This window comes from Mycobacterium sp. M26, from assembly GCF_001494595.1.
Taxonomy (GTDB): Bacteria; Actinomycetota; Actinomycetes; order Mycobacteriales; family Mycobacteriaceae; genus Mycobacterium.
Map to the genome: position 1 here is coordinate 2,867,834 of NZ_LN929908.1, position 12,919 is coordinate 2,880,752.

At 68.2% G+C, this 12,919-nt stretch carries 7 protein-coding genes; 3 read left to right on the plus strand and 4 right to left on the minus strand.

The genetic code is table 11. The features are described 5' to 3' along the window. Window positions 1-3: 3 nt before the first annotated feature. The 3 genes from BN3385_RS23040 to msrB all read left to right on the plus strand — a co-directional run bounded on the left by BN3385_RS23040 (window position 4) and on the right by msrB (window position 3,387). Window positions 4-1,572, plus strand: a complete 1,569-nt coding sequence (locus BN3385_RS23040; RefSeq protein ID WP_059020312.1) for an alpha/beta fold hydrolase — start codon at window positions 4-6, stop codon at window positions 1,570-1,572. Window positions 1,573-1,592: 20 nt separating this feature from the next. Continuing rightward, window positions 1,593-2,900, plus strand: coding sequence for an arabinofuranan 3-O-arabinosyltransferase (gene aftC, locus BN3385_RS23045; RefSeq protein WP_059020314.1), 1,308 nt, complete (start codon window positions 1,593-1,595; stop codon window positions 2,898-2,900). A 70-nt stretch (window positions 2,901-2,970) separates the two neighbouring features. Beyond that, on the plus strand, window positions 2,971-3,387 hold the full coding sequence (gene msrB / locus BN3385_RS23050) for a peptide-methionine (R)-S-oxide reductase MsrB (protein ID WP_059020316.1): 417 nt from the start codon (window positions 2,971-2,973) through the stop codon (window positions 3,385-3,387). Here msrB and BN3385_RS23055 read toward each other — a convergent pair. From BN3385_RS23055 to BN3385_RS23070, 4 genes are all read right to left on the minus strand, one after another. Beyond that, complete coding sequence (locus BN3385_RS23055) at window positions 3,350-5,677, minus strand: putative bifunctional diguanylate cyclase/phosphodiesterase (RefSeq protein ID WP_082690607.1); 2,328 nt, start codon at window positions 5,675-5,677, stop codon at window positions 3,350-3,352. The genes msrB and BN3385_RS23055 overlap by 38 nt on opposite strands. A 12-nt stretch (window positions 5,678-5,689) precedes the next feature. After that, a complete protein-coding gene (locus BN3385_RS23060; protein WP_231748801.1) occupies window positions 5,690-7,996 on the minus strand; it encodes a putative bifunctional diguanylate cyclase/phosphodiesterase in 2,307 nt (768 codons plus the stop codon). Window positions 7,997-8,062: 66 nt separating this feature from the next. Next, window positions 8,063-10,411: a putative bifunctional diguanylate cyclase/phosphodiesterase gene (locus BN3385_RS23065; RefSeq protein ID WP_059020321.1), complete on the minus strand. Its 2,349-nt coding sequence runs from the start codon at window positions 10,409-10,411 to the stop codon at window positions 8,063-8,065. Window positions 10,412-10,510: 99 nt separating this feature from the next. Beyond that, entirely contained in the window at window positions 10,511-12,865 is a 2,355-nt protein-coding gene (locus BN3385_RS23070) for a bifunctional diguanylate cyclase/phosphodiesterase (protein WP_059020323.1), read from the minus strand. Window positions 12,866-12,919 lie beyond the last annotated feature (54 nt).

The window sequence follows — 12,919 nt, forward strand, 5'->3', positions numbered from 1 at the left end:
GGCATGCGTGATCGCCGGGTGCTCGCCGCGGTCGGCGTCGGGACCGCGGCGCTGACGGCTCTGCTGACCGGGTGCGCCCCCTGGCTGGCGGCAAACCCGCAGTTCGCCAGCGATTCGGCGCACAATCCCGGCAGCGCTCCGACTTCTGCCAAACCGGCGGGCGGCCCGCCGGACATCGCGGCTCCCAAGAATGACCTGGCGTGGAAGGACTGCACGTCGAAGGTGTTCGGCGACGCCGGCACACCGGCCGCGCCCGGCGTGGTCCTGGAATGCGCCAACTACGACGCCGACCTGGATCCGATCGCCGGGGCGACGGGCACCATCAGCATCGGCGTGGTGCGCGCCCGATCCGTGCAGACCCCGCCCGACGCCGGCCCGGTGGTGTTCACCACCGGCACCGACATTCCATCTTCATTGCAGCTGCCGATCTGGCTGAGCCGGTCGGGAGCCGACGTCCTCAAGACCCATCCGATCGTGTCGGTGGACCGCCGCGGTATCGGCCTGTCCAGCGCGGTGGACTGCCGCGACGCCTTCGACCGCCAGGAGATGCGCGACCAGGCGCAGTTCGAGTCCGGTGACGACCCGGTGGCCAATCTCGGTGCGATCACCATGACCGCTACGACCGGCTGCACCGACACCATCGCACCCGGCGACTCGGCCTATGACAACGCCCGCGCCGGCGAAGACCTCGAGCGGCTGCGCAGCACCTGGGACGTGCCGGCGCTGGCGATCGTGGGCGTGGGCAACGGTGCGCAGGTCGCGCTGGCCTACGCCGGATCCCACCCGGACAAGGTGGCCAGGCTGGTGCTCGACTCCCCCGTCCCGCCCGGAATCAGCGCCGAGGCCGAAGCCGAGGACCAGGTCAAGAGCCAGCAGGGCGCCCTCGACGCGTTCGCCGCACAGTGCATCGCCGTCAACTGTGCGCTGGGGCCCGACCCGAAGGGCGCCGTGGACTCGCTGCTGTCGGCGGCCCGGGCCGGCCGCGGCCCCGGTGGGGTGTCAGTGGCCGTGCTGGCCAACGCGATCGTCACCGCGCTGGGCTACCCCAGCGGCGATCGCATCGGCAGCACGGTGAACCTGGCCAATGTGCTGGCCGCTGCCCGCACCGGCGACAACAACCCGCTGAACAACCTGATCACCCAGGCTGAAGCCACCCGCGACACCGACGGCCAGTTCGTCAACTCCTGCAGCGACGCGCTGAACCGGCCCACTCCCGACCGGGTCCGCGAACTCGTCGTCGCCTGGGGCAAGCTCTACCCGCAGTTCGGCACCGTCGGCGCGCTCGATCTGGTCAAGTGCCTGAACTGGCCCAGCGGCGCCGCGCCGAAGGAACCCAAGAACCTCAAGGTCAACGTGCTGCTGATGGGTGTGCAGAACGACCCGATCGCCGGCGGCCAGGGGGTCGCGGCCTCGGCGGCCACCATCATCAACGCCGGCGCGGCCAGCAAGCGGGTGATGTGGCAGGGCATCGGCCACGGCGCCAGCATCTACTCGGCCTGCGCGCTGCCGCCGATGCTGGGCTACATCGACAGCGGCAACCTGCCGCCCACCGACACCTACTGCCCCGCCTGATCGGTCCCGGCGCGCCGTCGGTGTACGGTGCGGACGTGGCGGTAGCTGACTCCCTTCGTTCCGGCCTGCGACAGGCGTTCGCCCCCCGAACCGGCCCGGCCAGTGCTGCCTCGGTGCTGCGCTCGGCGCTGTGGCCCATCGCGATCATGTCGATCATCCACCGCAGCTATGTGCTGTCGTCCAACGGCTACATCACCGACGACTTCGGACCGGTCTACCGGGCGGTGTCGAACTTCCGGCGCGGACTGGACATCTACAACGAGCACTTCGACCACGTCGACCCGCACTACCTGTACCCGCCCGGCGGCACCCTGCTGATGGCGCCCTTCGGCTACATGCCGGTGTTCGCCTCGCACAACTGGTTCGTGTTCTTCAACACCGTGGCGATGATCGTCGCGGCCTGCCTGATCGTGCGGCTGTTCAACTTCTCGCTGACCTCGGTGGCGCTGCCCGCGCTGCTGCTGGCCATGTTCTGCACCGAGTCGGTGACCAACACGCTGGTGTTCACCAACATCAACGGCTGCATCCTGCTGGCCGAGGTGCTGTTCTTCCGCTGGCTGCTCGACGGGAAGGTCAGCCATCAGTGGCTGGCCGGTGTGGCGATCGGGCTGTCGCTGGTGGTCAAACCACTGCTGGGAGTGCTGTTGCTGCTGCCGCTGCTCAACAAGCAGTGGCGGGCGCTGGTGGCCGCGTTCGTGGTGCCACTGGTGTTCAACATCGCCGCCTGGCCGCTGGTGTCCGACCCGATGAACTTCGTGCGCCGCACGCTGCCCTACATCTTCTCCACCCGGGACTACTTCAACTCCTCGGTGCTGGGCAACGGGGTGTACTACGGCCTGCCGATGTGGCTGATCCTGACCCTGCGGGTGGTGTTCCTGGCACTCGCGGTGGCCAGCCTGTGGCTGCTGTACCGCTACTACCACCAGCGCGATCAGCTGTTCTGGATGCTGACGTCCTCGGGCGTGCTGCTCATCACCTCGTGGCTGGTGCTGTCGTTGGCCCAGGGCTACTACTCGATGATGCTGTTCCCGTTCCTGATGACGGTGGTGCTGCCGAACTCGGTGCTGCGCAACTGGCCGGCCTGGCTGGCGACGTACGGGTTCCTGACGATGGACCGGTGGCTGATGTGGCGGTGGCCGACGACGGGCCGGTTCCTGGAGTACATGAAGATCACCTACGGCTGGTCGCTGATGCTGATCGTGGTGTTCTGCGTGCTCTACTTCCGCTACTCCGACGCCAAGGCCGACGGCCGGCTCGACGAGGGTATCGACCCGCGCTGGATGCGCGAGGACGCCGCGGCCACAGCGCCGAACGCCACGCCCGCGTGACGCCGGGCGCCGAGAGTCGCTCCGGCGTGACGCTCGGCGGCGGGTCGCGCGCACGCGGTACCGTGAACGTATGAGTTCGACTCCCGCCCCGAAGCTGGAACTGACCGACGACGAGTGGCGCACACGGCTCACCCCGGCCGAGTATCACGTGCTGCGGCAAGCCGGCACCGAGCGTCCCTTCACCGGCGAATACACCGACACCAAGACCGAAGGCATCTACCAGTGCCGGGCCTGCGGTGCCGAATTGTTCCGCAGCACCGAGAAATTCGAGTCGCACTGCGGCTGGCCGTCATTCTTCGACCCCTCGCATTCCGACGCGGTGATCCTGCGCCCGGACGACACGCTGGGCATGCACCGGGTGGAGGTGCTGTGCGCCAACTGCCACAGCCACCTGGGCCACGTGTTCAGCGGCGAGGGCTACCCCACCCCGACCGACCAGCGCTACTGCATCAACTCGATCTCACTGAAACTGGTGCCTGACGCCTGAGCAGGTCGAGTAACTGCTCAGCGGTCACCGGCCTGCTGAAGTAGAAGCCCTGCCCGATATCGCTGCCGTACTCGCGGACCTTCGCGGCGGTCTCCGCGTCCTCGACGCCCTCGACCACGGTGACCAGACCGAGCACATGCGCCAGACCGACGACCGCCTCCACCACCGCGGCGGCGCGCTCGTCGGTCAGGATCGGTTCGATGAACGTGCGATCGAGCTTCACCTCGTCGATCGGCAACTCGCGCAGATACGACAACGCTGAGTAGCCGCTGCCGAAGTCGTCGATGGCCACCCGAATCCCGTTGTGCCGCAACTCTTCCAAGACGGCTCGGGTCCGATCCAGGTGATCGAGGAACATGTCTTCGGTGATCTCGACAGTGATCGTCGCCGGGTCCAGGCCGCGCTCGGCGAGCGCCTGGCTGATCTTGGCCGGGATGCCCAGGTTGGCCAGCGACGGTGCGAACAGGTTGACCGCGACCGGGATGTCGAACGACGCCCGCTGCCACACCAGGGCATCGTCGAGAGCCCGGTTGATGACGAAATCGGTGACCGGACCCATCATTCCGTGCCTTCGCACCAGCGGCAGGAAGTCGTCGGGGGTCAACACCTGACCGTCCGGCCGCGGCCAGCGTAACAACGCCTCGGCACCCACGATGCGCGCGGTGACCAGCTCGAACTTCGGTTGGTAGACCAGAGTGAGGTCGCCGTTGGCGATCGCGTGTCGCAGATCCCCGAGCAACTGGATCGCCAGCACCCCATCGGATTCCCGGGCCGCCGCCGACTCGCTGAGCAGCTGGGCGTCGACGGCCTCGTCGGCCAGTTTGAGCTCCGGGTCATAGCTCTGCACGTTGCGGCTGCGCGACCGCTTGGCGGTGTACATCGCCGCGTCAGCGCGCCGCACCAACTCCTCGGCACTGAGCAGAGGCTCCTCCCCGTCCGCGACGGCCAAACCGACGCTGGGCCGCACCAGCAATTCGTGACCGGCCAGCACGAAGGGACGCTCGAACGCGTCGACCACCCGGTGGGCGACCAGATGCGCGGCGTCGACGCCGCCCCACACCAGGATGGAGAACTCGTCGCCGCCGAGGCGGGCCACCGTGTCACCGCCGCGCACACAGTTGCCCAGCCGGTTGGCCACCCCCACCAATAGATCGTCTCCCACGGGGTGACCGAGGTGATCGTTGACGAGCTTGAAGTCGTTGAGATCCAACGTGATCACCCCCACCGCGATACTGTCGCGCTCCCTCAGGGCCATGGCGGCATCGAGCCGCTCGTTGAACACCGCACGGTTGGCCAGACCGGTCAGCGGATCACGCAGGGCCTGCTCGGCGACCGTCGACAACAGCTGGCGATTCTCGCTGACCGCCAGGAACTGGCGTGCCAGCACCGCGATCACCAGAAGCCCGGCGATGATCTCGACCGGCTGGGATCGCAGCAGGTTCGGGGGCTTGGCGGCCGCGACGATACCGGCCAGCAGCAGCGGGGCATACGGCAGCCAGATCGAGGCCCAGCCGGGGAGTTCCGGGGTGTCGGAATCGTCCCGCGTGGACTGCCGGCTCGCCGCCGCGGCCACGGCGATGAGCAGCAGACCGGCGGCCCAGCCGATGTCGATGACGTCCCCGCTGGCGTACTGGTTCTGCACCGTCAGATACGTCCACACGCTGTCCGACAAGGCAATACAGGCCACCCCGACGGTCACCAGCGTGAGAGCCAGCCGGTGCTCGGTGCCGGACCGGACCAGGACGACGGCGGCGACCGTGAGCACCACCAGATCCGATCCGGGATAGGCCAGCGAGACGAAGAACGACAGCTGATCGGTACCGCCGCCGGCGTACAGCGGTCCCAGGACGGTCACCCAGCTCACCAGGAACAGCGAGCCGGCGATGATGAGCCCGTCGAGGAACACCCGCCCACGAAAGGGCCCGAAGTGCTCGGTGGGCATCAACAGGAGTCCGACACACGCACCGACAGGAAAGATCAGGTACGCGGCATCAGCCGGTGACGGGAACGGCGTGCGGTCCAGCACCAGCTCATAGAACGACCCGATCGCCTGGCCCACGGTCCAGCCCAGCAGGCCCACGGTGATACCGAGCCAGGCCGCCCGCAGCCGGCCGCGCGCGGATCGGGCCGCCAGGGCGGAGAACACCGTGGCCGCCGCGGCGGCGGCGAACAGCGCGACGTCGGAGACGGCCAGCCGCACCCGGCCCGACGCCCAGTCGCCGAGCACCCAGACGGCAAAGGCGAGGAAGAAGGCGCCACACACCGTGGCGACGCGTCCAGTCCTCGGCAACCCAGTAACCCCCTACGACTCGTGTGCACCGCAGCCGGCGGGCGAATCATTGGCCAGCAACGCCGTCAGCGTCGCCGAAGCCAGCGGTGGGCTGAGGAAGAACCCCTGTCCCACCTGGCAGCCGTGATCGCGTAGCCACGCCACGGTCTCGGCGTCCTCGATCCCCTCGGCGACGATGGACAGGCCCAGTTCGTCGGCCAGCGATATCACCGCACGGACCACCGCAGCCGCTCGCGGATCCACCAGGATCGGCGCGATGAACGTGCGATCCAATTTCACCTCGTCGATCGGCAGGTCACGCAGGTAGGACAGCGCCGAGTAGCCGCTGCCGAAGTCATCGATGGCGATCCGAATACCGTTGTGCCGCAACTGCTCCAACACATTCTTGGTGCGTTCAAGGTTGTCCAGGAACAAGTCTTCGGTGATTTCGACCGTCACCGCAGCGGGGCTCAGGCCCCGTTGACTCAAGGCGCGGCTGATCATCGCGGGAATCCCGAGGTTGGCCAGCGACGGCGCGAAGAGGTTGATCGCGACCGGCAGGTCGATCGACGCCGCATGCCAGGACTTCGCGTCGTCGAGCGCGCGGTTGAGCACGAAATCAGTGATCGTCCCCATCAGTCCGTGCCTGCGCACCAGCGGCAGGAACTCCTCCGGGGTCAGGATCTCCCCGCCGGGGCGGGGCCAGCGCAGCAGGGCTTCCACGCTGACGATCCGCGACGTCATCAGATCGAACTTCGGTTGGTAGACCAGGGTCAGGCTGCCATCGGCAATGGCCTGGCGCAGGTCGGCAAGAAGCTGGATCGCCGCCACCCCGCCGGGCTCGGTCGTCGTGGCCGTCTGGACGAACATGTCGGCGGGCACGGTCAGCTGCATCTCGGGGTGATAGGTCTGCACGCCATGCAGCCGCGCCCGCTTGGCGGAATACATCGCCGTGTCGGCGCGGGTCAGCAATTCGTCGGCGGTCAGGGTGGCCTCGTCGGGTTCGGCGACCGCCAGCCCGATGCTGGGCCGCATCAGCAACTCGTGGCCGGCGATACGGAACGGCAGGTCGAAGGACTCCGACACCCGATGTGCCACCAGATGGGCGGCGTCGGCGCTGCCCTCGACCAGAACCGAGAACTCGTCACCGCCGATCCGGGCCACCGTGTCCCCGGCGCGGATCGAGTTCATCAAGCGGTTGGATACCCCGACCAGCAGTTCATCACCGACGGGATGGCCCAGGTTGTCGTTGACGAGTTTGAAGTCGTTGAGGTCCACCGCGACGACGCTGACGGTGGTGCCGTCGCGCTCCCGCAGTTCCATGGCGTGGTCGAGGCGCTCGTTGAACAGCGCGCGGTTGGCCAGCCCGGTCAACGGGTCCCGCAGCGCCTGCTGGGCGACGGTGGCGAGCAGCCGCCGGTTCTCCCGCACTGCCAGGAACTGCCGGGCCAGCACCGCCACCACCAGCAGCACCGCCACCACTTCGACCGGTGCCGATTTCAGCAGCGGCACCGGCTGCGCCGCGGCGATGATCCCGGCCAGCAACAGCGGCGCGTACGGCAACCAGATCGAGGCCCAGCCCGGCAGCTCGGGCGCGTCGGTGGCCTCGTGGGTGGTCTGTCTGCTGGCCGCCGCCGCCACCGCGATCAGCAGCAGACCGGCTGCCCAGCCGATGTCGATGACGTCTCCGCTGGAGTATTCACCCTTGGCCGCCAGATAGGTGAACAGGCTGTCCGACAACGCAATACACGCCAGCCCGACGGTCAGCAGGGTCAGTGTCAACCGGTGCTCGGGGCCGGCCCGGACCAGCACGACCGCCGCCAGGGTCAGGACGACGACATCGGAGACCGGGTAGGCCAGTGAGACCACGAACCCGAGCCGGTCGGTGCCACCCGCGAAGTAGAGCGGGCCCAGGATCGTCACCCAGCTCACCAGGAACAGCGAGCCCGCCACGATCAGTCCGTCGAGGAACACCCGGCCGCGGAACGGTCCGGCATGTTCGCTGGGGAATAGCAGCAGCGCCGCGCAGGCGGCGACCGGAAAGACCAGGTAGGCAGCGTCGGCAATGGAGGGGAACGGCACCTGGTCCAAGACCAGTTCGTAGTAGGTCCAGATCGCTTCGCCGATCCCCCAGGCCACCAAGCCGACCGTGATGGCCAGCCAGGCCCGGCGCAACCGGCCTTGCGCGGAGCGGGCCGCGATCGCCGAGAAGAACGCGGCCGGCAGCGTCAGGACGAGCAGGACGATGTCGTCGATGGTGGCCAGCGCCTTCCCCTGGGACACTCCGCTGAGGATCCAGACGACGAAGGCGACGAACACCGCACCGGAGACGGCAGCCACATGCGCAGCCTTGGGCACTTCACCGCCCCCTCCCCTAGGCCGCCGCGGTGTGACGACGGGAAAAGCTTAACCGAGGACACCCCTGCCGGTATGCGTCTCGCCGTACTCCGCGGAGCGCCGTGCCAGCAGAGACAGCAACTCCTGCGAAGTCAGCGGCGGGCTCAGGAAGTGGCCCTGGGCCAGCCGGCAGCCGTTCTGGCGAAGCCAGGATTCAGTCTCGGCGTCCTCTACCCCCTCGGCGACGGCCGCCATTCCCAGCCCATCGGCCAACCCCAGTAGCGCACACACCACGGTGGCCGCACGCGGGTCGGCGACGACGGGTGCAATGAAGTGCCGATTCAGCTTCACCTCGTCGATCGGTAACTCCCGCAACAGCGGCAGCGCCGAGTCGCCACTGGCGAAGTTGTCGATCGCGATGCGAATACCGTTGCGGCGCAGGTCGTCCAGCACCGCGCGGGTGCGCTCGACATTGTCGAGGAACACCTCTTCGGTGACCTCCACCGTCAACGCCTGCGGTGCCAGTCCGCGCTCGGTCAGTGCTGCCATGAGCTTGTCGGGGATTCCGCGGTTGGCCATGGACGCCGCGAACAGGTTCACCGCGACCGGGATGTCGAAGGACGCGGCATGCCAGGACACCATGTCGTCGAGGGCGCGGTTGAGGACGAACTCGGTGACGGGCCCGGTCAGGCCGTGCCGGTGCACCAACGGCAGGAAGTCCCGCGGCGTCACCACCCTGCCGTCGGGCCGGTGCCAACGCAACAAGGCTTCGACACCGACGATGCGCTCGGTGATCAGGTCGAACTTGGGCTGGTACACCAGGGCCAGCTCAGCGTTGGTGAGCGCGCCGCGGAAGTCACCGAGCAGGGCGATGGCCGCCACCCCACCGGTTTCCGACTCGGCGGGGACCTGGGCGAACATCTGCCCGCCGTCGGCGTCGGTGGCCAGGTGCATCTGCGGGTCATAGGTGACCACGCCGCGATTGCCCGACCGCTTGGCGGCATACATCGCGGTGTCGGCGCGCTCCATCAGTGCATCGGCATTCAGCGCCGGCTCACCGGTATCGGCGATCGCCAAGCCGATGCTGGGCCGCATCGGCAGTTCGTGACCGGCGATCACGAACGGCTGATCGAAGGCCTGTGCCACCCGGTCGGCGACCAGGTGCGGGGCGTCGGCGCCGCCGGAGACCAACAGGCAGAACTCGTCACCGCCGGGCCGGGCCACGGTGTCCACCGACCGCACCGCGTGGCGCAGGCGCTCGGCGACACCGATGAGCAGCTCGTCACCGACCGAGTGGCCGAGATTGTCGTTGACGAGCTTGAAGTCGTTGAGGTCCAAGGAGATCACGCCGACCGACGAGCCGTCGCGCTCGCGCAGTCGCATCGCGTGCTCGAGACGCTCATCGAACCGGGCCCGGTTGGCCAGACCGGTCAGCGGATCGCGCAGGGCCTGCTCGGCGACCGCCGTCACCAGCATCCGGTTCTCGCTCACCGCGAGGAATTGGCGGATCAGGACCGCGACCACCAGCAGGCCGGCGACCATCAGGATGAGGTGATGCCGGAACAGGTCGGGCGGGTTGGCGGCTGCGACGATGCCGGCCAGCAGCAACGGCACATAGGGCAACCAGATCGAGGCCCAGCTCGGAAGTTCCAGGACGGTCCTGTTCTCCCGGGTGGTCTGCATGCTGGTGACGGCGGCGATCGCGATGAACAGCAGGCCTGCCACCCAGCCGATGTCGACAGCCCGGCCACTGTTGTACTCGCCCTTGGCGGCCAGGTAGGCGAACGCACTGTCCGACAATGCAATACAGGCCACACCCACCGTCGCCAGGGTCAGCGGAAGCCGGTCGCGGGCTCCGGAGCGGACCAGCACGACGGTGGCCATCGTCAGCACCACCACATCGGAGAGCGGGTAGGCCATCGCGACCACGAACGCCAGCCGGCTTGTTGCGCCGCCGGCGTAGAGCGGACCCAGCACTGTCACCCAGCCGACCAGGAACAGCGACGCCGCCACGATGAGCCCGTCCATCAGCACCCGGCCGCGGAACGGTCCGGTCTCCTCGCCGGGCAACACCAGCAGCGCGATACAGGCCGCGACCGGGAAGACCAGGTAGGCGGCATCCGCCAGGGACGGGAACGGGCTCGTCTTCGCGATCAGCTCGTAGTAGGTCCACAGCGCCTCGCCGATGGACCAGCTGATCATGCCGACGGTCAGCGCCGCCCAGGCCAACCGCACCCGCCCGCGCGCGACGCGGGCGGCCAGCGCGCTGAAGATCACGGCGGGCACCGTGAAAACCAGCATCACGATGTCGGAGACGGCCGCCAGGGTGGTGCCGCGCGACACGCCGCCCACGATCCAGACGGTGAACGCGACGAAGAACGCCCCGGCGACGACGGCCACGTGCGAAGCCTTGGGCACAGCACCTCCCGGCTCGGGCTCGACAGGGCGGACAGTAATTGACGCTGGTGGAACTTTAGCGGAGGCTTCCGGGCGGGACGGGTCCGTCGCCGACCCGATCTACCAGGACGGCGTGGGTCCGAGCGCGGCGACGTGGTGCGGCCGGGCGCTGCTGGCGGCACACCGGCGGAACAGATCGATCAGCTTGTCCGAGGACACCGGCGGGCTCAGGAAGAAGCCCTGCCCGATGGTGCAGCCGTGCTCACGCAGCCAGTTGGCCGTTTGCACGTTCTCAATCCCTTCGGCGACGGTGGACAGCCCCAACTCGGCGGCGAGGTCGATGACGGCCCGCACCACGGCGGCGGCACGCGGGTCGCCGAGCATCGGCGCGATGAAGTGCCGGTCGAGTTTGACCTCGTCGACGGTGAGTTCACGCATGTAGGACAGCGCCGAGTAGCCGCTGCCGAAGTCGTCGATGGCGATCCGGACGCCGCGTTCGCGGAGCCGGGCCAGCACCAGCTTGGTGCGTTCCATGTTGTCCAGGAAGAGGTCCTCGGTGATCTCCACCGTCAGGATCGAGGGATCCAGTCCCCGGTTCCCCAGGGCGAGGCTGATGGTGTCGGGCAGACGCAGGTCGGCCATCGAGGGGGCGAACAGGTTGATGGCGATCGGAGCGGGGATGGCGGCAGCACGCCACTCCAGGACGTCGTCGAGCGCCTTGTTGACCACGAAGTCGTTGACCCGGCCCATCAACCCGTAGCGGCGCACCAGCGGCAGGAACTGATCCGGTGCGAGCACACCCCGGTCGGGGTGCGGCCACCGGACCAGTGCCTCCACCCCGACGATCGCCCCGGTGCGCAGGTCGAACTTCGGCTGGTAGACCAGGGTCAGCTCGAAATGGTCGATGGCCTGGCGCAATTCGCCGAGCAGGCGGACTGCCTCGGCGCCGCGCCCGCGGGTGGCCGACACCTGCTTGTCGAACAGGTTGCTGTCGGGTGATTCGGCCAGCAGCATCTCGGCGTTGAAGGTGTGGACACCGCCGGTGCGGGACCGCTTTGCCCGGTACATGGCGATGTCGGCGCGCTTGAGCAGTTCCACCGCGGTGACGTCGGGGTCGTCGGCGTCGGCGACAGCCAGCCCGACACTAGGCCGCACCAACAGCTCCTGCCCGTCGACCAGGAACGGCCGGTCGAACGCCTCGACGACGCGATGCGCGATCAGCTGGGTCCGGTCGTCGCGGCCCTCCAGCAGCACCGCGAATTCGTCGCCGCCCAGGCGCGCCACGGTGTCGCCGTCCCGGACGCATCCCGAGATCCGCTCGGCGACCAGGTTGAGCAGTTCATCGCCGACCGGGTGCCCCAGGGTGTCGTTGACGACCTTGAAATCGTCGAGGTCCATGGCCAGCACGCCGACGGTCAATCCATCACGCTGGCGCATCTGCATCGCGTGGTTGAGATGATCGCGGAACACGATGCGGTTGCCGACCCCGGTCAGGGGGTCGCGCAGGGCTTGTTCGGCGACCGCGCCGAGGAGCCTGCGGTTCTCGCTCATGGTCAGCAACTGGCGGCCCAGGAACGCCACGACGAGCACGATGCTGGGGATCAGGATCTGCGGCTGGCGCACCTCCTCCGGTGGCTCGAGCAGCGCGACCACACTGGCCGCCACCACCGGGATGAATGGCAGCCACACCGATGCCGACGAAGGTGGTTGCGCCACAATGGTTTCCCGAAGCGTGAACGTGCGCCCGGCGACGGCCGCGGCGGCCATCAACACCAGCCCGGCCAGCCAGCCCAGATCGAGAAGTTCGTTGGTGTCATGGCGTTGGGTGGCCGCCAGATACACGAACATCGAGTCCGAAACCGTGATGCACGCCATCGCCGCCGTCAGCAGCACCAAGGTTCGGCGCTGGCCGGGTAACGCGCGAGCGAGCACCAGGATGGCGATGGCCATGACGGCGGCATCGAGCACCGGATACGTCAGCGACACCGCAATCTTGAACTGGCTGGGGCTGTCCGCGCGCAGCACCTCGTCAAGCACGACGACCCAGACCACGATGGTGAACGACGCCGCGACGATGAGCCCGTCGAGTAACAGCCGCGTCCGCGACGTACGGGTCAGACCGGTGGCCAGCAGCACCAGTGCCAGGCCCGCCGCCACCGGCAGGATGAGGTAGGCGATGTCGGCGACCGAGGGGAACGGCGGCCTGAGGCCCTGCACTTCGTAGTAGCGCCAGATCGCGGCCCCGACGGTGAACCCGGTCAGCCCGACGGTCATCGATAACCACGCGGCCCGGACCCTGCCCCGGGTGACCCGGGCACTGACCGCACAGACGAACGCCGCTCCGGCAGCCAGCACCACCAACAGAGTGTCGGAGTCGAAGATCAGGGACAGCGTCTCGGTGGTCGGGCGTCCTGACAGCAACCAGCCGAAGTAGCCGACCAGAACGAGGCCGACTGCGGCAGCACTCAATCCCACCTTCGGTGTCGCCTGAGGTTGACCCACCCGGCCCCCGATCGTCGTGGCATTACT